Here is a 25,322-nt window from a genome sequence, read left to right as displayed (position 1 = left end):
GGAGGCAGCCGCCTTCAGCCTGTGGAAGCCAGCCTTCAGTCCGTGGAAGAGTGTGACGCGCTGCGTTCGGAAGGACACCCGGCTGCGGCAGCCGGTCCGAACCATCTGGTCAGCGCATCGGCCAATCCCTGTGGAGTCCCAACTCCTACCCAGGCCACATATCCATCGGGCCGGATCAAAACCGCGTCGGGCGCAGCGACCGTTCCGAGTACGGGAAGCTCCCAGGCACCGGCATACCTGGCGTCGATCTGCCGGATCCGGCCGGCCGAAGGCGCACTGTCCAGTCTGCCTGGTTCACCGAAATGGAGGAGCACCGGCCGCGCGTCGTGCAGCAAGGTAAACAGCCGCAACGGCCCGTTGGCGGTGAGCAGATCGAGGTCGGGCATTCGCCGCCCAAGCAGCGCGTGCCCTTCCCCGAGGTCGTAGTGGACACCCAGGCCGGACATCTCGGCGGCGATTCGTTTGCGTGGCCCGTCCATGGCGAGCAGTTCGGCAAACGTGTCGCCCAGAGCCTTGGTGCGGTCGTCCCTGCGACGAAGCGCGACCTGCGCCATCGCATTGCGCAGCACGCGGGCGGCAACCGGATGGCGTTCGGCATGGTAGCTGTCGAGCAGGCTTTCAGGGGACGTCGCCTTGACCACCTGGGCCAGCTTCCATCCCAGGTTCACCGCGTCCTGCACGCCGATATTGAGGCCCTGTCCGCCCATTGGGGGATGGATGTGCGCAGCATCGCCGGCGAGCAGAATACGTTTGTTGCGGTAAGACGCGGCCTGGCGTGTCATGTCGGTGAACCGGGAAATCCAGGTCGGATTGTGGACCCCGTAATCGGTGCCGTAAACCGCGACAAGCGCCTCGCTGAGATCGCGCAGCGTAGGTTCGCCGCCAATGGTCAGATGCCTCTCGGTCAACACCACACCCACGCGGTCGCTTTCTTCAATCTTGCCTATCGCATGAATACCGTAGGCGTCGCTGCGAAAGCCCCATGCAGGTTCCTCAGACATCTCGACGTCGGCGATCATCCAGCTCATCGTCGGATCCCACCCGTCGAACGCGATGCCCGCCGCCTTGCGGATGATGCTGCGTCCTCCGTCGCAGCCGACGAGATATTGCGCTCTCAGGCACCGACCACCGGACAGTTCGACGTCGACGCCATCGTCATCCTGTGCGAGGCCCGTGACGTCCTGTCCGCGATAGATCGGCACCCCCAACTGGCTGATCCAGTCGGCCAACAGCCGCTCGATATGGTTTTGCCGCAGCGCCAGCAGATAATTGTGCCGCGTGGGAAAATCGCTGATGTCCAACCGGATCATGTGGAAGCCCACGGACGGCGATAGCTGTCCCTGTGACAGGAACCGGTCGGCAATTCCACGCTGGTCGAGTACCTCGATGGTGCGTGCGTGCAGGCCACCCGCTCGCGAGCCGATGAGTTCCTGGTTGGGCCGCCGCTCGACAATGGCCACATCGACGCCCGCCAATGCGAGTTCGCCACCCAGCATCAACCCGGTCGGACCGCCTCCGGCGATCACCACTGCACGGTCCCGACCTACTTGGCCTCTTGGCAACAATTCCGGCATTCGCCACTCCCGTTTCGGTTAACTTGGGTCGTGGTTTTACGGGAACAGCCAGGTCTTGCCGCAAGCCCCTTGTACGCCATATGTATGAAATGGAGGGGGTAGCCTCTCGCCTTCCCCTCTGCATACGGCAGTGAAAAGGTCGCGCGTTGCGAAGCGATAGCGCGCGAGGTGCCGTTAGAACCCAGGAAAGCGTTCTTCAGATCCTGCCGCGCACAAAAAAGCCCCGGCACTTCCGGGGCTTGGCGCGGAATCCTGATGTCATGTCGGACAAGAGGGGGCCGGTCGGCGTTTGGCAGCGGTACGAGGAGGCCACTATGTGCCAGCGCCGGCCGGCCGACCCCACGGACCCAGGAGATGCGGCGGACCTGAGCATCATGGGGTATTCCTGAGGGACCGAGCCGGCTGTCTACCCTCGTGCCGGCTTCGTCTTGGCCTGCACATTTGCGCAAGAGCTTATGAAAATCAACAGTTTCTTAACCAAGGCTCGCGAATCGCTTGGATTAAGGTAAATGGGTAACCCTGTTGGGTTGACCGGATAATCGGGCCCGGACCGTCAGGCCGCCTTGGCAACGACGCGGTTGCGGCCGCCGCTCTTGGCTTCGTAGAGCGCGAGATCGGCGCGCTTCATCAGCGCGGCCGCCGTATCCACGCCCTTCAGCACCGATGACACGCCAACGCTGACGGTGACCTCGATCGTCTTGCCGTCGGCGCCGATGGCGAAAGGCTTCTGGGCGATTTCGGCACGGATGCGTTCGGCCACCTTCTCGGCCACGGTGCCGTCGGTGTCCGGCATCACCACCACGAACTCCTCGCCGCCGAACCGGCAGGCAAGGTCGATACCCCTGACGTTCTTGCGCAGCCGCCGCGCGAATTCGCGCAGCACCTCGTCGCCGCCATCATGGCCGTGCGCGTCATTGATGGACTTGAAGCGGTCGAGATCGGTGATCATCACCGACAGTGGCCGGCGCCGCGCCACTGCGCGGTCGAACAGCGTCTGCAGATGGCTGTCGAGATAGCGGCGGTTGTGCAGCCCGGTCAGGCCGTCGGTCACGGCCATTTCGATGGTCTGGGTGACGCTGGCGCGCAATTGGTCGTTGTAGCGCTTGCGGCGCACCTGGGTGCGCAGCCGCGCCGTCAGTTCCTGCTGGTCGATCGGCCGCATCAGATAGTCGTTGATGCCGAGTTCGAGCCCTCGGATGAGGCGCTCTTCCTCGCCCTCCTCCGCCAAAAGGATGATCGGCACAAAACGGGTGCGGTCGAGCGAGCGCAGTTGCGAGCAGAGCCTGAGCGGATCGAAATCGGCGAAGGTGGTCGAGATCATCACGCATTCATAGGGCGTTTCGGCGGCCTGGAAGAACCCGGCATGCGGATCACCGGTGACGTCCAGGTCGGCACGGTCGCGCAACATCTTCTGGATGCGCTCGACCGACGATTTGCGCTCATCGATCAAAAGTACTTTCGGCGTCGTGTCCTCGGACGCGAAATTGCGGCTCAAAAGTTCCTCGATGCCTATGTTGCGTGTGGTCGAGGCGCGTAGCCGAAGCTCGTCGGTCAGCGACTTCAGGCGGACCAGGCTCTTGACGCGCGTCATCAGTTGCAGGTCGTTGACCGGTTTGGTCAGGAAATCGTCGGCACCGGCCTCCAGCCCGCGCACGCGGTCTGAGACCTGGTCGAGCGCGGTGATCATCACCACCGGAATGTGCGACGTCGCCGGATCGCTCTTCAGCCGCCGGCAGACCTCGAACCCGTCCATATCGGGCATCATCACGTCGAGCAGCACGACATCGACCTTGCCGTTCTCGCAGGTCTCGATCGCGTCGGGCCCGTTGGTGGCGGTCAGCACCTCGAAATATTCGGCCAGCAGCCGGACTTCCAGCAGCCTCACATTGGCAGGGATGTCGTCGACGACGAGGATCCGCGCGGTCATTTCACAAGGCTCCGGCTCGGCTGGAAGGGCACATCAGGCATCGCCCAGATAGGATTTGATGGTTTCGATGAAGCGCGGCACCGAGATCGGCTTCGAAATATAGGCCTCGCAGCCACCCTGGCGGATGCGCTCCTCATCGCCTTTCATCGCGAAGGCAGTCACGGCAATGACCGGGATAACGTGCAAATCATCGTCCTCCTTCAGCCATTTGGTCACTTCCAGCCCCGACACTTCGGGCAGTTGGATATCCATCAGGATAAGGTCCGGCCGGTGTTGGCGCGCCAGGTCGAGCGCCTCGAGACCGTTGCGGGTTCGCACCGTCTCGTAACCGCTAGCTTCGATGAGGTCCCGAAAGAGCTTCATATTGAGCTCGTTGTCCTCGACGATCATGACCTTCTTAGGCATCGACATCCCGTCCCGACCGTCCTCCGCCCGGAGGTGACCGTCATGCGCTCTTTCCTTGAACGCACCAAACCCTGCTTCACTATACGGCAATATGATTGACGAAACGGAAACCCGCGGCCTGCAAAGCAGCACGAATTCCGCCTCGACTCCCTGCGCGTCCAATAGGCGCGCCACACTCTAATGGCTTGCCGCAAGCAACTCTTGCCATTACTGCGGGAGAGACTCATTCCACACACCGAAGGTAGTGATGGCAAACGCAGCGTCAATGCGCGAAGAGGCGGAAAACATTGCCGTGAAGGCATTGGGCTTCGTTGCCGCCGATCCCGAGCTTCTACCGCGCTTTCTGGCGATCACGGGAATAGAGGCGCATTCGATCCGCCGGGCGGCAGGCGAGCCGGGTTTCCTGGCCGGCGTCCTGCAGTTCATTCTCGCCCACGAGCCGACCTTGATGCGTTTTGCGGAGGAAACCGGCACCCCGCCGGCGGCAGTCGGCAAGGCGCTGCGCGCCTTGCCGCTCGGCGACGACAATCACGAGCGTTCCACATGAGCGATGATCCCGAAACCGCGCGCCAGATCGAGGAACTTGCGGCCGACGACCGGCCGCTGCTGGTGCTCGACGTCGACGATGTGGTGCTCGAATTCATCCGCCCGTTTCCGTATTTCCTCAAGGCACGCGGCTATGGCCTGACACTGGCTTCCTTCCGGCTGACCGGCAACATTGCCGAAACGGCCAGCGGCCGCCTGATCGAACAACCCGAAGTCACGGCACTCCTGGGCGATTTCTTCGACGCGCAAGCTGATTGGCAAAGCATCACCGATGGCGCCGCGGAGGCCCTGACGGGACTTGGAGGTCGCGCGGAAATCATATTGCTGACGGCCATGCCGCACAGGCATCGCGCCGCGCGCCGCGCCCATCTCGATGCGCTGGGACTAGCCTATCCGCTGCTGACCACCGAGATGGCCAAGGGCCCGGCGGTGGCCAGGCTGCGCGGCAAGACCGGGCGGCCCGTGGTCTTCGTCGATGATCAGCCGCACAATCTGGCGTCGGTGCGGGAATCGGTCGCCGACTCAAATCTTTTCCACCTGATGGCCGACAATTCGCTGCGCGCGTTCCTGCCCCCGGTCTCGGACGATGTCATCGTCGTCCAGGACTGGCACGAAGCCGCGCCGAAGATCGCGAGCGCTCTGGGACTACAGGCGCTTTGACGCAATTCCGGGGGGAATTGCTGGAGGGCTACCCCCTCAAGGGTTCAGCTTGGCCCCTGCTCCGCCATTATCGGTGCCGCCGCTATTGCTGCCTTCGTTAGCGCTACCGCCGTTAGCGCCACCGCCATTGTCATCGCCGCTCTCATCGTCCGCGCCGCCACCATCATCGACACTGTCATCCACCGCCGGATCGGCCGGCTTCAGCATGACGCCGTTGACAGTGACCGAACCGTCGGCCTTGGTGTTGATAGCCCATTCCAGCTTGCCGTCCGGCAGCGTCTTGGCAAAACCCTTCGCCATGAGAGCGACAGGCACGTACTGCCCGACCTCCGGCTCCGCCTTCGCCGCTTCCTGCAGGTGCTCCATGATCTTGTCGAAACCGGCGACATCGACGGTCAGATTTGCATCGGGCTTCTGGCCGAAGGTCGTCATCTCGCCTTCGAGCGCGATCTCCATGTCCTTGTTCTTCACGGTGCTGTGGCCGATGACGACCTTCGGAGTCTTGGCCAGGAAGTCGGCCTTGAGCTGGTCGCCAAACTCGGCCGGCAGTGGCGGATCCTGATTGAGATCAAAGGCTTCGATCGCCTTCTTCGCCATACTGTCGAGATCGATGCTGGCGCCGCCGAAGTTCAGGTCGATATCGGTGGGCAGCAGTGCCACGCTCCAGCTCGGCAAGAGCTGCTGCGGCACGGTCAGCCCCGAAGCCTTGATGCCATAGCTGATCTTGCCATTCTGGGCGACGCCGTCGGAGCCGAACGCTATGCCGAGCTGGGTCGCTCCGAACGTGCCGATCGGGCTGTCGACCGCAAAATCCTTGAAGCCATAGGTCCCGTCGATACGCTCCCACACCGGAAGCGCGGCGAGCAGAAGCGACTTGAGCTGCGCCTGGTTTGCCTTCAGCGTCTTCTCGTCCTCATTGGCCACGGCAAACGCCAGGAGATCGAGCAGCGGCTTGGTCTCGACGCCCTTGCCGCTGGCCTCCACCGACAATTCCGGCGACTTCACGGTAACGGGAAAATTCAACCCGCTCTCGGGATCATTGAATTTTATCGCTTCGACGAAGTTCGCAATCTTTTGCGTCGTCGTGAAATCGACGCCGCCATTGGCTGCCTTGGCCGCGGACAGGGTCGCGGTGCCGGCACCGGCGCTCGCATCCATCTGCTGCTTGGCGTCCTGCGACGACATCGTCATCCCGGCAATCGAACTGGTGGCGCTGCTGAACGCCGCCAGCTTGGGGTCGTAGACGCCGCTGCCCTTGCCGTCCTTGATCGAAAACCGCGTGCTCTGCTTTCCCTCGGGACCGTTGAACTCGAATGAGGCGCTCTGCGAAAAGTCCATCGAGACATCCCAGGACCCGTCGCTGCGCGGCTTGACCAGCAGGGCGTAGGGCGCAAAGTCGAATTTCACCATCTTCTGGTCGGGGAAGGTCGCGGCAAGCGCCTTGAAATCAAACACGATCTTGTAGGCGTCGCCTTCGGCCGAAACCTTCAGGATACCCTTGTCGAGCGCCTGTTTGCCGACATAGCGCGACAGGTCATCGGACAATTGCTTGGCGCCCTGGCTGTCGACGGTCTGGCCGAAAGCAGGTGCGCTGAGCAGAAGCGCGGTAAACGCAATTGGCAACATAGGGTTCACGGGAATTCTCCGTTCGGTCGAAGGCAAAAATCGTTTCGCATCTCTGGTAGGGAAATACCATCCCGACTGCAAGACGATGACAGTCAGGCAATCGGCTTCAACGTCAGCCGCATCAGCGGCCGACCGGCCTTGCGCTCCACAAGCCTCTCGAACCCGGCCTTCTCGAACACCCCAGACGAGCCGACGAACAGGCCGATCGAGCGCGAATCGCGGGACAGGTCTATCGGGCAGGCCTCGACAAGCCGTGCCCCGTTCCTGCGGGCGAAATCGATGCCGCCTTCGACGAGGCGGTGCGTGATGCCCCTGCCGCGCGCCTTGGCGCGGATGAAAAAGCAGGAGATCGCCCAAACGGCCGGATCGGAAGCGTCGGCGGGATCGATCGGCGCCGACCCCCTGCCCTTGTTGTTCCATTCGGGCACGTCGGCGCGTGGCCCGATCTGCATCCAGCCAACCGCCTTGCCGTCCTCGAAGGCCAGCAGCCCGGGCGGCGGGCCGGCCTCGATGCGCGCCTTGATGTGATCCTTGTTGCGTTCGCGGCTGCTCTCGCGCCGCGCCGCCGGCGCCAGCCGGAAATGCGTGCACCAGCAGCCGTAGCAGGCGCCCTGCTTGCCGAAAAGGTCCTCGAAATCAGGCCAGAGCTCTGGCGCCAGCGGCACTATGGTCGTGCTCATGCGTTCTCCCCAGGCCAGGCTTGTCGCTGGCCCTGCGCTGTCGTACCATTGCATTTGTTCTCTTTATGTTCGCAGTGATGGCGGCTCCTGTCAACAATCCCGATCACGGTTTTTGTCGTGACTGCCTGACGTTTCAGCGTGGCGAAACGCGCCGCTGCGAACGCTGCGGCAGCCCTCGCCTTGCCCGCCATCCCGAGCTTTACCGGCTGCACCTCGCCCATATCGATTGCGATGCCTTCTACGCGGCGATCGAAAAGCGCGACAATCCCGCGCTCAAGGACAAGCCGCTGATCATCGGCGGCGGCAAGCGCGGGGTCGTCTCCACCGCCTGCTATATAGCGCGCATTCGCGGCGTGCGTTCCGCCATGCCGATGTTCAAGGCGCTCGAGGCCTGCCCCGAGGCGGTCGTGATCGCGCCCAACATGGAAAAATACGTGGCCGTCGGCCGCGAGGTGCGCGCCATGATGCAGGCGTTGACGCCCCTGGTCGAGCCACTGTCGATCGATGAGGCATTCCTCGATCTCGCCGGCACCGAGCGGCTGCACGGCCTGCCGCCGGCGGTGGTGCTGGCGCGCTTCGCGCTGGCCGTGGAGAAGGAGATCGGCATCACCGTGTCGGCCGGCCTGTCCTATTGCAAGTTCCTCGCCAAGATTGCATCGGACTTCCGCAAGCCGCGCGGCTTTTCGGTCATTGGCGAGGCCGAGGCGGTCGGCTTTCTGGCAACGCAGCCGGTGACCATGATCTGGGGCGTCGGCAAGGCGTTCAACGCCACGTTGGAACAGGATGGCATCCGCACCATCGGCCAGCTCCAGAAGATGGAGCGTGGCGACCTGATGCGTCGCTACGGGGTGATGGGCGAACGGCTCTACCGGCTTTCGCGCGGTGAGGATGTCCGCCGCGTCGACCCCGACCAGGATGCCAAGAGCGTATCGGCCGAAACTACTTTCGACACCGACATCGCCTCGCTGGACGAGCTGGTCTCGGTGCTGAGGGGCCTTTCGGAAAAAGTGTCGGCGCGGCTGAAGAAGTCAGGCATTGCGGGTCGCACCGTGGTGCTGAAGCTGAAGACCCAGGATTTCAAGCTGCGCACGCGCAACCGTCAGCTTGGCGACCCGACCCGGCTCGCGGACCGCATCTTTTCGACCGGCGTGGAACTTCTTCGCAAGGAGACGGACGGGACAAAATTTCGATTGCTTGGCATCGGCGTCAGCGACCTTTCGGATGACGACAAGGCCGACCCGCCGGATCTGGTCGATGTCCAGTCGCGCAAGCGCGCCATGGCCGAAGGTGCCATCGATGCGTTGCGCGACAAGTTCGGGCGCAAGGCGGTCCAAACCGGCTACACCTTCGGCAAGGGCCGGGACGCCCATCCGCCGGAGCCGCTTGAAGATTGAACCCGATCAGCTGCGTCGAAGATCGATGCGGCTGGTCACGACGCTCTTGCCGGTCTTGGGATCACGGTCGACCACGGTCAAGACAATCCCGTCCGCCCCGTTTTTCTGTACGGTAAGCTGCGCGGTGCGGTCGCCATTGACCTCCTTGGCCCAGCGGATGGCGAGGTTTATGGCATTGCCGGAACGGCTTCCGTTCAGCTGCGCCGGTCCGGTGCGCGACCCCACATAGACGCCGCTGTATTTGGCGCCGCTGGTCTTCAGACGGGCGCTGATGGCGCGTGTCACCAGGATCAGGCCGCGGCAGTTGCCGTCGAGCGACAGCGAGGACGATGTCGCACCCGATTTGAACGTGCAGGAAACGCTGACCGTCGGGGCTTGGGTCGTCACCTGAACGGTCCCCTTGCCGGCGAAATTGCCCTGGAAGGACTGGAGAAATTTGCTGTCGTCGGCATGCGCGGCAGTGGCCGCGACGAGCAGGCCTCCAGCAAGCGCAAACCGCGTGAGTGATGTCATCGAAGGTCTCCTTGTGACGGGTGGAAGGGCAATCGGCGATGCTCAGGCGGATACCGCGACTCAACGCACCTTGCCATGTCAGGTTCCGACAAGACTGTTTTGCAACAGCGCGCAAAGTCTCTGGCCCAGTCAAATGGGGCGGCTAGTGGTTGCGGCAAAAACCCCGGCTTGCGACATAGCGGACATGGCACCCACCCCTTCGATCCCCAAGGCAGCGTTCTGGATGGCGCTGTCGATCACGTCGTTCCTGGCGATGTCCGTCGCCGGCCGCGCCACCACGGCCGAACTCAACGTCTTCCAGGTGCTGGAACTGCGCTCGGTGATCGGCTTCTTTATCCTCTTGCCGCTGGTGTTTGCGAGCGGCGGGTTTGCGGCGATGCGCACGCAACGTCCCCTCGCCCATGTCGCCCGAAACGTCATCCACTATACCGGGCAGGCGGCATGGCTCTACGCATTGACCTTGATTCCACTGGCCGTGCTGATCTCGATCGAATTCACCACACCGATCTGGACGGCTATCCTGGCGGTGACTTTTCTTGGTGAAAGGCTGTCCCGGCCAAAGCTTGCCGCGATCGTGCTGGGCCTGATCGGCGTGGTGGTCATCGTTCGGCCCGGCGTGGGCTCGGTCGATCCGGGCCATCTCGTCGTGCTCGGCGCCGCGGTCTGCTTCGGCATCTCGGTGGTCATGGTCAAGTCGCTGACGCGGACGGACAGCGTCGTAAGCATCATCTTCTGGATGCTGATCATCCAGTCGGTGGTCGGCCTCGTTCCAGCCCTTTACGAGTGGCGCAACCCGCCACTGGAACTGTGGCCGTGGATCGTGCTGATCGCCTTCGCCGGTATGTCGTCCCACTTCTGCATGGCCCGCGCGCTTGGCTATGCCGACGCCACCGTCATTTCGCCGATGGATTTCCTGCGCGTGCCGTTGTCGGCGCTGATCGGCTGGCTGCTTTACAGCGAGCAGATCGACGCTTTCACCGCCGGCGGCGCACTGCTCATCCTGATGGGCAACCTGCTCAATCTTCAGCGGAAACCGGCAAGGCCGGCGGAAGTGGCCGCTTCTTAAACCACCGCCGCCGGTCAGTCGCCATCGTTCGGTATGTTGAGAACGTGACCGCAGGCCTTGCAGTGCACGGCGTCCGGCTCATGCCGCTGCAGCCCGCATTGCGGACAGGGAAAGAACACTTTCGCGGGCCGGAAAATCGCCTGCGCCAGCCTGACGAACAGCGATATGCCGATGATCATGGTGACGATCGCCGTCAGCTTGCCGGCGATACCCGGCAGCACGATGTCGCCGAAGCCGGTCGTCGTCACGGTCGCGACGGTGAAGTAAAGCGCGTCGATGTAGTTTTCCAGCCCGGCTCCGTTGCGGAAGAAAAACGTGTAGACGAAGCCCGTGATGACAAAGAGAAAGGTCACAAGGTTGATGACCGCGTGGCTTGCCTCGCGCCAGGGTCTCAGGCCGCGCATCTCGAAATGCCGCCAGATCGAACCGCTGCGCGATAGCGACCACAGCCGCAGAATGCGCAGAAAGCCTAGATTTGCGAGCGCCGTCGGCATCAGCAACGTCAGAAGGATGAAGGCATCCACCCAGAAGGTCGGCTGCTTCATCAGGCGCAGCATGTCGTTTGAGGCCAGCAGCCTGGCGCCCAGATCGGCGGCGACGAGGGCCGCCACGGCATAGTCCAGCCACAGAAACGAGGCCGACTGCTGGATGACCGGCGTGGCGATGAAGAAGGCGATGATGGCGAGGTCGATGATGACAGCCACCAGTTGGAACCGGAACGCGGCGGGCGAGCGCCCATGATAGAGCCTGCGCAGCATGTCGCGCAGACGCGCCGTCGCAGAGAGCCCCCGAAATGCCTTGCTGTCGGCGCCCCTCATCCGGATCGCGAGCGTGCGCAGCGGAGGCTTTCTGGCAAGCGCGCAGATCACACCAGTTCCACTTCGACCACGCCCGGCACCGCGCGCATCGCCGAGGCGATCTGCGGCGAGACGCGATAGCCGCCCTGCAAGGCAATCTCGACCTCGCCCTGCGCCTCTTCCTTGATCACGATGATGCTCACCTGGCTTTCACCGCGCTGGGTGAGCTGGGATTGGATCATCGAGGCAGGCCCATCGTTCCGGACGAAAATGCGCAGCGCCTTCTGGATGCGGCTTGCTTCGTCTTCCAGCGATTGGACGGAGTTGATGCGCAGGTTGACACCCTCGGGCCTGTCTTCCGCCGCGACGGTGATGACAACGGAGCGGCCGGCTTCGAGGAGATCGCGGTACTGGGCCAATCCTTCTGAAAACAACACGGCCTCGTACTGGCCGGAGGTGTCGGAAAAGGCCACCACGCCCATCTTGTTGCCGGTGCGCGTCTTGCGCTCCTGCTTGCTGGTAACGGTGCCGGCCAGCCGGCCGGCGGAAGCGCCGCGCTTGACGGCAGCGGAGAACTCCGCCCAGTTCTGCACCCGCATCTTCTGCAGCGCCGCCTTGTACTCGTCGAGCGGATGCGCCGAGAGATAGAAGCCGACGACCTGGAATTCGCGGTGCAGGCGGTCGGCGGCGAGCCACGGATCGGTCGCCGGCAGGTTGAGCGCCTGCGACTGGGCGCCGAGCGAGGCGCCGAAAATATCGGCTTGGCCGGAAACGGCGTTCTGCTGGGCAAGTGACGCCAGTCCCATCATCCGCTCGACGCCAGCCAACATCTGGGCCCGATCGTGGCCGAAGCAGTCGAGCGCGCCGGCCATGATCAGGCTTTCGAAAACCCGCTTGCCGACGATCTTCGGGTCGACCCTCTCGCAGAAATCGGCCAGGCTCTTGAACGGCTTTTCGCCGCGAACGGCGACGATGTGCTCCACCGCGGCGTCGCCGACACCCTTGAGGGCAGCCATCGAGTAATAGATGCGGTTCTCGCCGACCTCGAAGGCACGGAAGCTGGTCATCACCGACGGCGCCAGGACCTCTATGCCGAGGCGCAGCGCATCCTGGCGGAAGTCGGCCAGCTTGTCGGTGTTGCCCATGTCGAGCGTCATCGACGCCGCCAGGAACTCGACCGGATAATGCGCCTTGAGATAGGCGGTCTGGTACGAGACGACGGCGTAGGCGGCGGCGTGCGACTTGTTGAAACCATAGTCGGCGAACTTGGCCAGCAGGTCGAAAATGAAGTCGGCTTGCGGCTTGGCGACGCCGCGCTCGACCGCGCCGGAGACAAAGCGCTCGCGCTGCTTGTCCATCTCGGCGCGGATCTTCTTGCCCATGGCGCGGCGCAGAAGGTCGGCTTCGCCGAGCGAATAGCCGGACAGCTCCTGCGCGATCTGCATCACCTGTTCCTGGTAGACGATGACGCCTTGCGTCTCCTTTACCAGATGGTCGATCTTGGGATGGATCGAGGCCATCTCTTCCTCGCCATGCTTTCTGGCGTTGTAGGTCGGGATGTTTTCCATCGGGCCCGGCCGATAGAGCGCGACCAGCGCGATGATGTCCTCGATACAGTCGGGCCGCATGCCGATCAGTGCCTTGCGCATGCCGGCACTTTCCACCTGGAACACGCCAACCACCTCGCCGCGCGAGAGCATGGCGTAGGTCTCGGGATCGTCAAGCGGGATGGTCGCCAGGTCGATGTCGATGCCGCGGCGACGGATCAGCTTTACGGCCGTCTCCAGCACCGTCAGCGTCTTCAGGCCGAGGAAGTCGAACTTCACCAGCCCGGCCTGCTCGACATATTTCATGTTGAACTGGGTGACAGGCATGTCCGAGCGCGGATCGCGGTACATCGGCACCAGTTCCGACAATGGTCGGTCGCCGATGACGATGCCGGCGGCATGCGTTGAGGCATGGCGGTAGAGGCCTTCCAGCTTCTGCGCCATGTCGAGCAGCGTCTGGACGATCGGCTCCTTCTCGGCCTCCTCGGCAAAGCGTGGCTCGTTGGCGATGGCATCGGCGAGCTTGACCGGATTGGCCGGGTTCTGAGGCACCATTTTTGAGAGCTTGTCGACCTGGCCATAGGGCATCTGCAGAACACGGCCGACGTCGCGCAGCACCGCGCGCGCCTGCAGCGTACCGAAGGTGATGATCTGGCCGACCTGGTCGCGGCCGTATTTCTGCTGGACGTAGCGGATCACCTCCTCGCGGCGATCCTGGCAGAAGTCGATGTCGAAATCGGGCATCGACACGCGGTCCGGATTGAGGAAGCGTTCGAACAGCAGTGAGAAACGCAGCGGATCGATGTCGGTGATGGTCGTCGAATAGGCGACCAGCGAACCGGCACCCGAACCACGCCCCGGCCCGACCGGAATGCCTTGTGCCTTGGCCCATTTGATGAAGTCGGCGACGATCAGGAAATAGCCGGGGAATTTCATCTTCTCGATGATGCCAAGCTCGAATTCGAGCCGCTCACGATATTGCTCGACCGTGTAGCCCGGTGTCGGTCCGTGCAGGGCAAGCCGGGCATCGAGCCCTTGGCGCGCCTGGCGGGCCAGTTCCTCGGCCTCGGCCTTTTCGGCGGCGTCCTTGTCGGAGGCATCGCCGCCCGTGAAACGCGGCAGGATCGGGCTACGGGTTTTCGGATAGTAGGAGCAGCGCAACGCGATCTCGACCGTGTTGTCGATCGCTTCCGGCAGGTCGGCGAACAATTTCGCCATGTCGGCCTGGCTGCGCAGAAAATTGTCCGGCGATAGCCGGCGGCGGGTGTCGACGGCGACGACCGAACCTTCGGCGATGGCGATCAACGCATCGTGCGCCTCATACTCGTCGCGCGACGAGAAGAAGGCCTCGTTGGTGGCGACCAGCGGCAATTCATGGGAATAGGCGAGATCGATCGAGGATTTCTCGATCATGCGATCATAACCCGAAACCCGGTCCAGTTCGACATAGAGGCGGTCGCCGAACATCGCCTTGAGCGTGAGCAGGCGCGCCTCGGCGAGATCCCGGCGATCTTCCTTCAGGGCTATGCCGATCGGACCGCGCGGCCCGCCACTGAGGCAAATCAGGCCGTCACATTGGCCGTCCATCATTTCGGTGGTCAGGTGCACCGCTTCGCCGGGCGGTGTTTCGAGGTATACGCGGCTGACCAGCCGGACCAGATTGGAATAGCCGGCTTCGGTGGCCGCGATCAGCACGACCGGCCGCATGTCGGGACCTTGCCGGCGGCGGTCGCGCTGGCCATCGCTGTTTTCGCCGGAGAAGGCGAGAGCGATCTGGCAGCCAATGATCGGCTGGATGCCGTCCTTCACCGCCTTCTGCGAGAACTCCAGCGCGCCGAACAGATTGTTGGTGTCCGTAACGGCGATGGCCGGCGCTTCGTCCTTGACGGCATGGCCGACGATCTTGCCGAGTTGCAGCGCGCCTTCCAGCAGCGAATAGGCCGAGTGGACGCGCAGATGGACGAACGGCCGCGCCGGCATCTCCGGCCGCGCGGCAGCAATCGCGGCTTCGCGCTTCAGGGGGTCGCGTGGAAGTCTGTCATCCGCCATGGTTTGTCGCGCTGCCGAAGGTCTTTGAGTCGATGAGAATGTATTGTCCGGGACCGGGCGATACCAGTCCAGCACAAACGACTACTGACCACAGGCTTCCAGCCCGCTCACGCGAATTCCATGATCACCGCATCGACCGCCAGGCTGTCGCCCGGCTTGGCGTTGAGTTTCGACACGACAAGATCGCGCTCGGCGCGCAGAACGTTTTCCATCTTCATGGCCTCGACCACGGCCAAGGTCTCGCCGGCCTTGACCTCCTGGCCCTCGGCAACGGCAATCGACACCACAAGGCCGGGCATCGGGCAGAGCAGCAGTTTCGACGTGTCCGGCGCCACCTTTTCCGGCATTAGCGGTTCAAGCTCGGCGGTGCGCGGCAGCATGGCGCGCGCCGTCACAGACATGCCTTTCCAGGCGATGCGCAGGCCATTGGCGACTGGCCGGATCTGGGCGGCGACCCTGTGCTTGCCGACCGTACCGCGCCAGATCAGGTCGCCGGGTCGCCAGTCGGATGAGACGGTCAGCGTCTTGCCTCCGTCGATCGACAGGTCGATCTCCATCGGGATCGAAATCATCCCTTCGAGGACTGACGCCTGGAGATAGTCTTCGCCGATCTTCACCACCCAATCGCGCTTGAGCGCTCCCGAATGCGGCGCCAGCCGCCCGCCCAGCCGGTCGAGACGGTCGCGGCGCAGCAGTTCCACCGCGGTGGCGATCGACGCCAGCACGGCCTTTTCCTCGCTGTTCGGCACGACGGGGGCAAAACCGTCGGGATATTCCTCAGCTATGAAACCGGTCGATATCGCCCCTTCCCGCCAGCGCGGATGCTGCATGAGTGCCGCCAGGAACGGAATGTTGTGCTCGATGCCGTCGACCACAAAGCTGTCGAGCGCTTCCGACATGGCATCGATTGCCTCGAGCCGGGTCGGTGCCCAGGTACACAGCTTGGCGAGCATCGGGTCGTAGAACATCGAAATCTCCGAGCCTTCGGTGACGCCGGTGTCGTTGCGGATGACGACATCGCCGAACTGCCCCTCCTCCGGCGGCCGATAGCGGGTCAGCCGGCCGATCGATGGCAGAAAATTGCGATAGGGATCCTCGGCATAGAGCCGGCTTTCCACCGCCCAGCCGTTCAGCTTGATGTCGCCCTGCTTCAAGGTCAGCTTTTCGCCGGCGGCGACGCGGATCATCTGCTCGACCAGATCGATGCCGGTGACCAGCTCCGTCACGGGGTGCTCGACCTGCAATCGTGTATTCATTTCAAGGAAATAGAAGTTCTTGTCCTTGTCGACGATGAACTCGACGGTGCCGGCGCTCTGGTAGTCGACGGCCCTGGCCAGCGCCACCGACTGTTCGCCCATGGCCTTGCGCGTCTTGGCATCGAGGAAGGGCGATGGCGCCTCCTCGGCGACCTTCTGGTTGCGCCGCTGGATCGAGCATTCGCGCTCGCCGAGATAGAGGGCGTTGCCATGCGCGTCGGCCAGCACCTGGATCTCGATATGGCGCGGATCGACGACGAATTTCTCGATGAACACCCGGTCGTCCCCGAACGAACTCTTGGCCTCGGAGCGTGCCCGGTCGAACCCGTCGCGTACTTCAGACTGGTCCCAGGCGATGCGCATGCCCTTGCCGCCGCCGCCGGCCGAGGCCTTGATCATGACGGGATAGCCGATCTCGCCGGCGATCTTTTCGGCATGGTCGGCATTCTCGATGACACCGAGCCAGCCGGGCACGGTGGAAACCTTGGCGGCGTTGGCGAATTTCTTCGATTCGATCTTGTCGCCCATCGCCTTGATGGCTTTGGGTTTCGGCCCGATGAAGACGATGCCTTCCGCTTCCAGCGCTTCGCAGAAGGCGGCCCGTTCGGACAGGAAGCCGTAGCCGGGATGCACCGCCTGGGCGCCGGTTGCCTTGCAGGCGGCGATGATCTTTTCCGGCACGAGATAGCTCTGCACGGCCGGCGAAGGCCCGATATGCACCGCCTCATCGGCCATTTCGACATGCACGGCATCGCGATCGGCGTCGGAGTAGACGGCGACCGTTGCAATGCCCATCTTGCGCGCCGTCTTGATGACGCGGCAGGCGATCTCGCCACGGTTGGCGATCAGGATCTTGGTGAACATGCAGGCAGAATTCCCCTCCGGCGAACAGTTTAGTTCTATGGACTATGTCGCCATGTCTCAAGTACCGCGATGGACGACATGAAAGCCGCGCCTGCGACGCGCCATAGCGCTCCCTGCTGAGCCGGTTGTCGAATGGTGTGCTATCTGCGTCAACAAAGCCGACATTTCGTCTCATCTGACAGTTGATGAGCAGCCCAAAACCTGAAAACTTGGACACAAAAATCGCCTTGGAGGAATTGCCCGATGAAAACCCGCGCCGCAGTCGCTGTCGCCGCCGGAAAGCCGCTGGAGATCATGGAGGTCGACCTTGAGGGCCCGCGCGATGGCGAGGTGCTGGTCGAGATCAAGGCGACCGGCATCTGCCACACCGATGAGTTCACGCTGTCGGGCGCCGATCCCGAAGGCCTGTTCCCGGCGATCCTCGGCCATGAGGGCGCCGGCGTGGTGGTCGATGTCGGCAAGGGCGTTACCTCTGTCAAGAAGGGCGACCATGTCATCCCGCTCTATACGCCCGAATGCCGGCAGTGCCCGTCCTGCCTGTCGCGAAAGACCAATTTGTGCACCGCCATCCGCGCCACCCAGGGGCAAGGCCTGATGCCCGACGGCTCGTCGCGCTTCTCGATCGGCAAGGACAAGATCTTTCACTATATGGGCTGCTCGACCTTCTCCAACTTCACCGTACTGCCCGAGATCGCGGTCGCCAAGGTCAACCCCGACGCTCCCTTCGACAAGATCTGCTACATCGGCTGTGGCGTGACCACAGGCATCGGTGCGGTCATCAACACCGCCAAGGTCGAGCAAGGGGCCACATCAGTGGTCTTCGGCCTCGGCGGCATTGGCCTCAACGTCATCCAGGGCCTTCGCCTTGCCGGCGCCGACATGATCATCGGCGTCGATTTGAACAACGACAAGAAGGAATGGGGCGAGCGCTTCGGCATGACGCATTTCGTCAATCCGAAGGAGATCGACGGCGACATCGTTCCGCATCTGGTCAACATGACCAAGCGCGGCGCCGACCAGATCGGCGGCGCCGACTACACGTTCGACTGCACCGGCAACACCAAGGTGATGCGCCAGGCACTGGAAGCCTCGCATCGCGGCTGGGGCAAATCGGTCGTCATCGGCGTTGCCGGCGCCGGCCAGGAGATTTCCACACGGCCGTTCCAGCTGGTCACCGGACGCACCTGGATGGGCACCGCCTTCGGCGGCGCGCGTGGCCGCACCGACGTGCCGAAGATCGTCGACTGGTACATGGACGGCAAGATCCAGATCGACCCGATGATCACCCATACGCTGAAGCTAGAGGACATCAACAGGGGATTCGACCTGATGCATGAGGGCAAGTCGATCCGGAGTGTCGTGGTTTACTGAAGACGGCCACATGCCGCCTGCCAATCGGCCAGCGACCTCTGTGGTGAAACATGGGAGGAAATGGAATGGCGGAGAAACTGCATCCGAAAATCGACAATGGGCTGCCAAGGGAAAGCGCGAGCTTTGCCGGCGGCACGCTGGTCTGCGCCTGCACCAGCAAGCCGGTCAAGGTGAAGGTCAAGGGCCAGATCGCCCACAACCATGCTTGCGGCTGCACCAAATGCTGGAAGCCTGACGGCGCGGTGTTCTCGGTGGTGGCGGTTGCCGGCACCGGCGACGTCACCGTCACCGAGAACGGCGACAAGCTCAAGGTGGTCGACCCCTCTGCGCTGATCCAGCGCCATGCCTGCACCGGCTGCGGCGTCCACATGCACGGGCCGGTCGAGCGCGACCATCCATTCAAGGGCCTGTCCTTCATCCATCCCGAGCGCTTCGAGGAGGATGGCTGGTCGCCACCGGGCTTCACCGCCTTCGTCTCGTCGATCATCGAATCGGGCGTCGACCCCAAGCGTATGGACGGCATCCGGGCCCGGCTGAAGACAATCGGGCTGGAGCCTTATGACTGCCTCAATCCGGGCCTGATGGATTACATCGCCACCTGGACGGCGAAGAAGTCCGGCGCGCTGCCCGCCTGACAACTGTGACAATTCAGGTATGGGGCCGGATGCGTTTCCGGCCCCTGCTTGTTTCTGGAGAGACAATGCCCGCACCAGCCATCTACGTCGACGCCGATGCCTGCCCGGTCAAGGCCGAGGTCGAAAAGGTCGCCGGACGCCATGGCGTCATCGTCACTTACGTTTCCAATGGCGGGCTGCGTCCCTCCCGCGACCCCATGATCCGCAATGTCGTGGTGTCCAAGGGCGCCGACGCCGCCGACGACTGGATCGTCGAGAACGCGAAGCCTAACGACATCGTGGTGACGGCGGACATTCCGCTTGCTGCCCGCACGGTGGAGCTCGGCGCGCATGTGCTGGGACCGACCGGGCGGCCCTTCACACCGGAAACGATCGGCATGGCGGTAGCGATGCGGGACCTCAAGCAGCATCTGCGCGAAACCGGCGAAAGCAAGGGCTACAATGCCGCCTTCGCGCCGCAGGACCGCTCGCGGTTCCTCGGCGAACTCGACCGTATCTTGCGGCGCGCGCTGAAATCCGCCACACCGGACTAGCAACAAAGCGCCATCCAGGTAGAGACCGCCATGGCCGCCGAAACCCCGATCGAGAAACCCATGCAGCGCCACATGCTGTTTGCGGTATCGGCGTGTCTCGGTGCGTTTGCGCTGCTTGTGGCGTTGCTGCTGCACGCCCCGCTCGCCTATTCGATCGGCGCCAACGCATTTTTCGCCGCTTACGTCATTCTTGTCGTTAGCCAGATGCCCAAACTCACCGGCAAGTATCTCAGCAAGAATGCACGCGCCACCGATCAGCCGGTGCTGGTCATCTTCGCGGTGACGCTCGTTGTCGTCGCCTTTGCCGTTGTCTCCTTGTTCCTGCTGATCAATCGGAAAGATGGGGATCACCCGATCCAACTCGGCTTCGCGCTGCTGTCGATCCCGCTCGGCTGGTTCACCATCCATGCCATGGCGGCGCTCCACTATGCCCATGTCTACTGGATGGACGGCGATGCGGTCGACGCCGAAACCAAGAAGAAAATCCCGGTCGGCGGCCTGCTGTTCCCGGGCGACAAACGCCCCGAGGGTTGGGACTTCCTCTATTTCTCGACCGTCATCGGGATGACGGCACAGACGGCCGACACAAACATCTCGACGACGCACATGCGTTGTGTCGTGCTTGTCCACTCGGTCCTGTCGTTCTTCTTCAACACCGTCATCGTCGCCGCGGCCGTCAATCTCGCCGTCAGCCTGGGCGGTCCGTAATAAATCCGTGATCGGATGAAACATCGGTTTGGATCGCGACGTATCAGGAGGACAATGAACACGTAGACCAAGCCGCAGGGCCGGGAGACCAGACAAGATGGAATCGGTTGCCAGAAGCCAATCCGAAATTGGACCGGGTGCCCCCGCTTCAAAAGAGAAGACATTGATCTACCGGCAGTCGCGATGGACGCGGCTGACGCACTGGATCTGGGCCATCTCATTGTTTTTCATGCTGCTATCCGGCCTGCAGATTTTCAATGCCCGGCCGCAGCTCTACATCGGCAAGCAATCCGGCTTCGACTACAGCAACACCATTTTCGCCATAGGCGCCGAAAACACCAATGCCGGTCCACGCGGTTACACCGAAATCTTCGGGCACCGCTTCGACACGACAGGCGTCCTCGGTTGGTCGGGCCCTGCCGGTAACGAAACGGCGCGCGGTTTCCCATCCTGGGCGACGATCCCCTCCTATTATGACCTCGGCACCGCCCGTGTGATCCATTTCTTCTTTGCCTGGATCCTGACCACGACTTTGCTGGTCTGGCTGGTCGCCAGCCTGATCAACGGTCACATCCGCCGCGATCTGGCGCCGCGCCTGGATGACCTCAAACGCTTGCCACAGGACATCGCCAATCACGCCAGGCTCAAATTCCACCACACGCGCGAATACAACACATTGCAGAAAATGGCCTATGGCGGCGTGCTGTTCGTGCTCTTGCCGCTGATGATCATCACTGGCCTGGCCATGTCGCCGAGCATGGATTCGGTGCTGCCCTTCCTCAACGATCTGCTCGGCGGGCGGCAGACGGCGCGCACTATTCATTTCACCGTCATGGTTCTGCTGGTTGCCTTCTTCATCATTCACATCCTGATGATTCTGGCCGCCGGCCCGATCAATGAGCTGCGTTCAATCATCACCGGCTGGTACCGCACCGATCCTCCCGCGCCTGACAACAACACATCCGAGAGGAGTGCCTGACATGGCAAAATTTGAGATCAGCCGCCGGAAATTCCTCACCGCCGCCAGCCTCGGCGCTTCCGGCATCATGCTGTCGGGTTGCGACGCCTTCGACAGCCAGCTCAGCATCGGCAGCGGCCTGCGCAGTTTCCTCGAAAACGCCAATGGCCTCACTCACAGGGCACAACGGTTGCTCGGCGGCGGCAATTCGCTGGCGCCGGAATTCACCGAAGCCGATATCCGTCAGCCAATGCGGCCGAACGGCGTCACCGCGCCGGATGACGACGCATACAAGGCCCTGCTCGCCAACAACTTCGCCGATTGGCGCCTGGAGGTGTCGGGCCTCGTCGAAAAGCCGCTGTCGCTCACCCGCGAGCAGCTCATGAACATGCCGAGCCGCACCCAGATCACCCGCCATGACTGCGTCGAGGGCTGGAGCTGCATCGCCAAATGGACGGGCACGCCGCTGTCGCTGCTTCTTGACCAGGCGGTGGTCAAGCCGCAGGCGCGCTATGTCATGTTCCACTGCCTCGACACGATCGACCGCAGCCTGTCGGGCGACATCAAATATTACGGGACGATCGACCTGATCGATGCCCGCCATCCCCAGACGATCCTTGCCTATGGCCTGAACGGCAAGCCGCTGCCGGTCGAGAACGGCGCGCCGCTGCGCGTCCGTGTCGAGCGCCAGCTCGGCTACAAGATGCCGAAATATCTCTACAAGATCGAACTGGTCGACGGCTTTGCCAATATTGGCGGCGGCCGCGGCGGCTATTGGGAGGACAACGGCTACGACTGGTACGGCGGGATTTGATGGCCGTCCGCATAGAGGCCGAGCACGATCTATCGCCCATCGAGTTGAGTTCGCTCGAGGAGCGTCTCCATCGCGACAACCGGCGTATGACGGACCGCGACGACGACCGGGAACTGGCCTTTGTCATCCGTGATGATGCGGGACACGCGATCGGAGTAGCCGCCGGCTATTCCTGGGCGGGCACGTGCGAGCTCACATTGATGTGGATTGACGAGGCTCACCGAGGCCGCGGCTACGCAAGGCAATTGCTCGACGCTTTTGTCGCCGAGGCGGCCGATCGCGGCGTCAAGAAGATCTGGGTCGCCAGCCACGACTTCCAGGCACCAGGCCTGTATGAAAAGGCCGGCTTCGAGCGCATGGCCGAACTGGCGGGATGGCCCGAAGGCCATTCCAACATCATCCTTTGTAAAACGGTAGCGGCGGCCGGCGCGGCTTAGGCAACCTTGTCGAGCAACGGCTTCAGCGCCGGATGGATTTCCGGCGAGGCATGCTTGATCAAAGTCAGCAGTGCACGCTCATTCTCGTACAGAGGCCGGTTCACCCCGATATGTCCGACCAGCCAGCCGGCTTCACCGGCATCGATCGTCTCGGCGCGTCGGGCCAGCGCCTCGGTGGCCCTGTTCTTCGCCTCCCACTCGGTCTCTATGTCGTCAGGTGACCGATAGGCCCCGATGATGCCGGCAAGACCACCGGAGACCATGCGGCTGAAGAAACCGCCGATTTCCGGACCCGCGTGATCGAGGAAGGTTTCGTGGCGCAGCGCCACCTCGCCGGTGGGCGCCTCGTAACCGGCCGAGCACATGACGAAATTGGCGATCGCCTTGACGAACAGATCGTTCCAGGACGGATCGTTGTTGGCCTGGGCTGTCCGCTCGTTGATCCTGAACAGCACCTCGGCCTCGGCCCGGGTGATGGCGATGTTGCCGTCGCCGCCATGGGCATGGAGGATACGGCGAAGAAGCTCGACTTCCGTTTTGGCGATCAGTCCGGGCACCAGCACACCGCCGAGCATCAGCGGTCCCTTGCCGTCGACGACCGCGTGGGCGACTTGCTCCAGCGCGTAGACGCAAAGCCGGCTCGGCGATGATTTCGCCTCTTCCAGCACGTGGACCAGCAATTCGAGTTCGGTCCGGCTGTCGACCATGCCGTCGCGCGAAATCGTGCGGACCAGCCAATCGGCATTTTCCTGCGAAATATAGCCCGAGGGCTTTTCCTGGTGGACGATGTAGTCGGTGACCGCCTCGACGAAGAAAGGTGCCCATTCCGCGCATTTGTCTCGCGCCGTCTGGTCGAGCGCGAACAAGGCCCCGGCTTCGCCCCGGGTCACCACGCCGTCTGCGAACACGTCGCGGCGCAGCATCACGACATCCTCCGCAGCAATCCGGTTCTTCGACGTCAGCCCCGCCACCGGAGCGCTCATGATCAATTCGCCCATCTGTCGTCCCCGTCCGCCCAACGCGTCACATCGGCCTGCTATATCAAGAGTGTCTTGAAAAACCGCCAAATGGCGTGGTTAGCGAAGACTTGTGAGATCAATGTCGCCCAAAAGTGTGCAGCGGTTTTGGGAGAACGACATGCATCAACAAAGATCTAAAGCGCGGGACGCGCTTAGATGTCGCTGGGAGGTGACAAGGTGTCGCCGACGGGCTATGGATGGCGCGTCGAGGGCTCAGGGTTTGAGTCCTACCTGTTTGCGGGAGAGAGCAGCGAGAGCTGCCGCCGAAGGGGAAATCGCCCGAAATCTCTCAGGCAAAAGAACCGTAGACGGGAAAGACACTCTGGAAAGTCGGGGCTTGCCCCCGCGCCGAAGGTGTAAGCGCCGCTGACAGAGTTCCGGCTGCGCGAGTCTCTCAGGCTTCAGACAGAGGGGCACGGACTGGTCGCCATCAGCGACCGATTGCGTGCGACTCTGGAGACGACATGACGGGCGACGACAAACACCTTCCCCTCGAAGACATCCATACAGCCGCCGGTGCGCGCTTCGGCGCCTTTGCCGGCTGGTCGATGCCGTTGACCTATCCGGCCGGCGTCATGAAGGAGCATCTTCACACCCGCGAACATGTGGGGCTGTTCGACATCTCGCATATGAAGCTGTTCGAGGTCGGCGGGCCGGAAGCGGCTGCGCTGTTGAGCCGCGCTTGCCCGCTGGATGCCGGCGCGCTCGAGATTTCGCAGTCCAAACTGACGTTCTTCCTGAATGAGGCAGGCGGCATTCTCGACGATCTGATCGTCACCCGACTTGGCGACGACCGCTTCATGGTCGTCGCCAATGCCGGCAACGCCATCGCCGATGAAAAGCATCTGCGCGCGCTGGCGGCTGATTTCGATGTGCAGGTCGAGCCGCTCGACCGTGTCTTCCTGGCCATCCAGGGCCCTGAAGCCTGGGCCGCCCTTTCCCGCGCAGGCATCGAGACCGGCTCGCTGCTGTTCATGCACGGCGTCGAGCCACGGAAAAACTGGTTCATGAGCCGGTCGGGCTATACCGGCGAGGACGGTTTCGAGATCGGCCTGCGGGAGGCGGACGCACGGGACCTGGTCGCCAAACTGCTCGAGGACGAGCGCGTGCTTTGGATCGGCCTTGCCGCGCGCGACAGCCTTCGGCTCGAAGCCGGCCTCTGCCTGCACGGCCAGGACATCACGCCGGAGACCGACCCGGCCGCGGCGGCGCTGATGTGGGCAATCCCAAGGGATACCAGGGCTTCCGGCGCCTTTATCGGTGCCGACGCCTTGCGCGCCGCCGTGGAGCGGGGCCCGGCGCAAAAGCGCGTTGGGTTGAAGCCCGAAGGCCGCCAGCCGGTACGCGCGGGCGCGGCGCTATTCGACGCCGACGGCAACCCGGTCGGCCATGTCACCTCGGGCGGCTTCGGCCCGTCCGCCGGCCATCCGGTGGCCATGGGCTATGTCACCACATCGTTGGCAAAGACGGGAACGCGAGTTTTCGCCGATGTGCGCGGCACGAAGATCCCAGTCGAAATCAGTTCCCTGCCCTTCACCCCTCATCGCTACCGCAAAGGATGAATTCCATGGCAACAACCTATTTCACATCAGACCACGAATGGCTCCGCGTCGAAGGCGGCACCGCTACCGTCGGCATCACCGATTATGCGCAGGAGCAGCTCGGCGACCTCGTCTTCGTGGAACTGCCGGAAACGGGAAAGAAGCTCGCCAAGGGCGATACCGCCGTCGTGGTCGAATCCGTCAAGGCGGCCTCCGACGTCTACGCGCCGGTCGACGGTGAAGTCACCGAGGCCAACGGCACGCTGTCTTCCGACCCATCACTGGTCAATTCGGCGGCGACCGGCGCCGGCTGGCTATGGAAGATGAAGCTCGCCGACGAAAGCCAGCTCGCCAGCCTCATGGATGAGGCCGCCTACAAAGCCCATATCGCCTGACATCAGG

23 protein-coding genes and 1 riboswitch are annotated in these 25,322 nt (G+C 63.0%); of the genes, 13 read left to right on the top strand and 10 right to left on the bottom strand.

Features of this window, described 5'->3' with window-relative positions:
- Positions 1-35: 35 nt before the first annotated feature.
- The 3 genes from EN824_RS05800 to EN824_RS05785 form a co-directional block, all read right to left on the bottom strand.
- Positions 36-1,574 (bottom strand): FAD-dependent monooxygenase, encoded by a 1,539-nt coding sequence (locus EN824_RS05800; RefSeq protein ID WP_127278637.1) that lies wholly within the window; start codon positions 1,572-1,574, stop codon positions 36-38.
- A 553-nt stretch (positions 1,575-2,127) separates the two neighbouring features.
- A complete protein-coding gene (locus EN824_RS05790) occupies positions 2,128-3,501 on the bottom strand; it encodes a PleD family two-component system response regulator (protein ID WP_127278638.1) in 1,374 nt (457 codons plus the stop codon).
- A gap of 33 nt (positions 3,502-3,534) precedes the next feature.
- Positions 3,535-3,906: a response regulator gene (locus EN824_RS05785; protein WP_006334976.1), complete on the bottom strand. Its 372-nt coding sequence runs from the start codon at positions 3,904-3,906 to the stop codon at positions 3,535-3,537.
- Between the two features lie 247 nt (positions 3,907-4,153).
- On the opposite strand from EN824_RS05785, the gene EN824_RS05780 reads away from it, so the two are divergent.
- Entirely contained in the window at positions 4,154-4,453 is a 300-nt protein-coding gene (locus EN824_RS05780) for a DUF3572 domain-containing protein (protein ID WP_127278639.1), read from the top strand.
- Positions 4,450-5,112, top strand: coding sequence for a hypothetical protein (locus tag EN824_RS05775; protein WP_127278640.1), 663 nt, complete (start codon positions 4,450-4,452; stop codon positions 5,110-5,112). The genes EN824_RS05780 and EN824_RS05775 overlap by 4 nt, the downstream gene beginning before the upstream one ends.
- Before the next feature lie 36 nt (positions 5,113-5,148).
- Here the strand turns inward: EN824_RS05775 and EN824_RS05770 are convergent, their stop codons facing one another.
- Together EN824_RS05770 and EN824_RS05765 are read right to left on the bottom strand one after the other, a co-directional pair.
- On the bottom strand, positions 5,149-6,738 hold the full coding sequence (locus EN824_RS05770; protein WP_127278644.1) for a hypothetical protein: 1,590 nt from the start codon (positions 6,736-6,738) through the stop codon (positions 5,149-5,151).
- Between the two features lie 92 nt (positions 6,739-6,830).
- Positions 6,831-7,418 carry a GNAT family N-acetyltransferase gene (locus EN824_RS05765; protein ID WP_127278641.1) on the bottom strand — a complete coding sequence of 196 codons (588 nt, stop codon included), beginning with the start codon at positions 7,416-7,418 and terminating at the stop codon, positions 6,831-6,833.
- 65 nt (positions 7,419-7,483) lie between these two features.
- Here EN824_RS05765 and EN824_RS05760 point away from each other — a divergent pair, with 65 nt between their 5' ends.
- Positions 7,484-8,812 carry a DNA polymerase IV gene (locus EN824_RS05760; RefSeq protein WP_127278642.1) on the top strand — a complete coding sequence of 443 codons (1,329 nt, stop codon included), beginning with the start codon at positions 7,484-7,486 and terminating at the stop codon, positions 8,810-8,812.
- Positions 8,813-8,818: 6 nt separating this feature from the next.
- On the opposite strand, the gene EN824_RS05755 is transcribed toward EN824_RS05760, so the two are convergent.
- Complete coding sequence (locus tag EN824_RS05755) at positions 8,819-9,325, bottom strand: hypothetical protein (protein ID WP_127278643.1); 507 nt, start codon at positions 9,323-9,325, stop codon at positions 8,819-8,821.
- Between the two features lie 184 nt (positions 9,326-9,509).
- On the opposite strand from EN824_RS05755, the gene EN824_RS05750 reads away from it, so the two are divergent.
- Positions 9,510-10,391 (top strand): DMT family transporter, encoded by an 882-nt coding sequence (locus EN824_RS05750; protein ID WP_135931973.1) that lies wholly within the window; start codon positions 9,510-9,512, stop codon positions 10,389-10,391.
- Positions 10,392-10,405: 14 nt separating this feature from the next.
- Here EN824_RS05750 and EN824_RS05745 read toward each other — a convergent pair whose 3' ends face one another.
- The 3 genes from EN824_RS05745 to EN824_RS05735 form a co-directional block, all read right to left on the bottom strand.
- On the bottom strand, positions 10,406-11,209 hold the full coding sequence (locus EN824_RS05745; protein ID WP_127281131.1) for a potassium channel family protein: 804 nt from the start codon (positions 11,207-11,209) through the stop codon (positions 10,406-10,408).
- A 47-nt stretch (positions 11,210-11,256) separates the two neighbouring features.
- The gene (gene dnaE, locus EN824_RS05740) at positions 11,257-14,784 is read right to left on the bottom strand and encodes a DNA polymerase III subunit alpha (RefSeq protein ID WP_135931972.1); all 3,528 of its coding nucleotides are present in this window, start codon (positions 14,782-14,784) and stop codon (positions 11,257-11,259) included.
- A 107-nt stretch (positions 14,785-14,891) separates the two neighbouring features.
- The gene (locus tag EN824_RS05735) at positions 14,892-16,904 is read right to left on the bottom strand and encodes an acetyl/propionyl/methylcrotonyl-CoA carboxylase subunit alpha (RefSeq protein ID WP_135931971.1); all 2,013 of its coding nucleotides are present in this window, start codon (positions 16,902-16,904) and stop codon (positions 14,892-14,894) included.
- Between the two features lie 243 nt (positions 16,905-17,147).
- Here EN824_RS05735 and EN824_RS05730 point away from each other — a divergent pair, with 243 nt between their 5' ends.
- The 7 genes from EN824_RS05730 (at position 17,148) to EN824_RS05700 (ending at position 22,360) form a co-directional block, all read left to right on the top strand.
- Positions 17,148-18,275 carry an S-(hydroxymethyl)glutathione dehydrogenase/class III alcohol dehydrogenase gene (locus EN824_RS05730; protein ID WP_135931970.1) on the top strand — a complete coding sequence of 376 codons (1,128 nt, stop codon included), beginning with the start codon at positions 17,148-17,150 and terminating at the stop codon, positions 18,273-18,275.
- Positions 18,276-18,340: 65 nt separating this feature from the next.
- Complete coding sequence (gfa, locus tag EN824_RS05725; protein WP_127872609.1) at positions 18,341-18,910, top strand: S-(hydroxymethyl)glutathione synthase; 570 nt, start codon at positions 18,341-18,343, stop codon at positions 18,908-18,910.
- Between the two features lie 65 nt (positions 18,911-18,975).
- Positions 18,976-19,443, top strand: coding sequence for a YaiI/YqxD family protein (locus EN824_RS05720; RefSeq protein ID WP_135921492.1), 468 nt, complete (start codon positions 18,976-18,978; stop codon positions 19,441-19,443).
- Positions 19,444-19,473: 30 nt separating this feature from the next.
- Complete coding sequence (locus EN824_RS05715; protein WP_135928614.1) at positions 19,474-20,151, top strand: DUF1345 domain-containing protein; 678 nt, start codon at positions 19,474-19,476, stop codon at positions 20,149-20,151.
- Positions 20,152-20,248: 97 nt separating this feature from the next.
- The gene (locus EN824_RS05710; protein ID WP_135931969.1) at positions 20,249-21,130 is read left to right on the top strand and encodes a cytochrome b/b6 domain-containing protein; all 882 of its coding nucleotides are present in this window, start codon (positions 20,249-20,251) and stop codon (positions 21,128-21,130) included.
- Position 21,131: 1 nt separating this feature from the next.
- Positions 21,132-21,923 (top strand): molybdopterin-binding protein, encoded by a 792-nt coding sequence (locus EN824_RS05705; protein ID WP_135915793.1) that lies wholly within the window; start codon positions 21,132-21,134, stop codon positions 21,921-21,923.
- A complete protein-coding gene (locus EN824_RS05700; RefSeq protein WP_135921488.1) occupies positions 21,923-22,360 on the top strand; it encodes a GNAT family N-acetyltransferase in 438 nt (145 codons plus the stop codon). Before EN824_RS05705 ends, EN824_RS05700 begins: the two co-directional genes overlap by 1 nt.
- Here EN824_RS05700 and EN824_RS05695 read toward each other — a convergent pair.
- On the bottom strand, positions 22,357-23,358 hold the full coding sequence (locus EN824_RS05695) for a hypothetical protein (protein WP_135931968.1): 1,002 nt from the start codon (positions 23,356-23,358) through the stop codon (positions 22,357-22,359). The genes EN824_RS05700 and EN824_RS05695 overlap by 4 nt on opposite strands.
- A gap of 249 nt (positions 23,359-23,607) precedes the next feature.
- A riboswitch (glycine riboswitch) is annotated at positions 23,608-23,694 on the top strand.
- A gap of 149 nt (positions 23,695-23,843) precedes the next feature.
- Here EN824_RS05695 and gcvT point away from each other — a divergent pair.
- Positions 23,844-24,941, top strand: coding sequence for a glycine cleavage system aminomethyltransferase GcvT (gcvT, locus tag EN824_RS05690; RefSeq protein ID WP_135931967.1), 1,098 nt, complete (start codon positions 23,844-23,846; stop codon positions 24,939-24,941).
- 5 nt (positions 24,942-24,946) lie between these two features.
- Positions 24,947-25,315 (top strand): glycine cleavage system protein GcvH, encoded by a 369-nt coding sequence (gene gcvH / locus EN824_RS05685; protein WP_127277662.1) that lies wholly within the window; start codon positions 24,947-24,949, stop codon positions 25,313-25,315.
- The last annotated feature ends 7 nt before the right edge of the window (positions 25,316-25,322 follow it).

It is taken from the genome of Mesorhizobium sp. M8A.F.Ca.ET.181.01.1.1 (assembly GCF_004792025.1).
Classification (GTDB): domain Bacteria; phylum Pseudomonadota; class Alphaproteobacteria; order Rhizobiales; family Rhizobiaceae; genus Mesorhizobium.
This window is presented reverse-complemented; position numbering and strand designations above follow the sequence as displayed.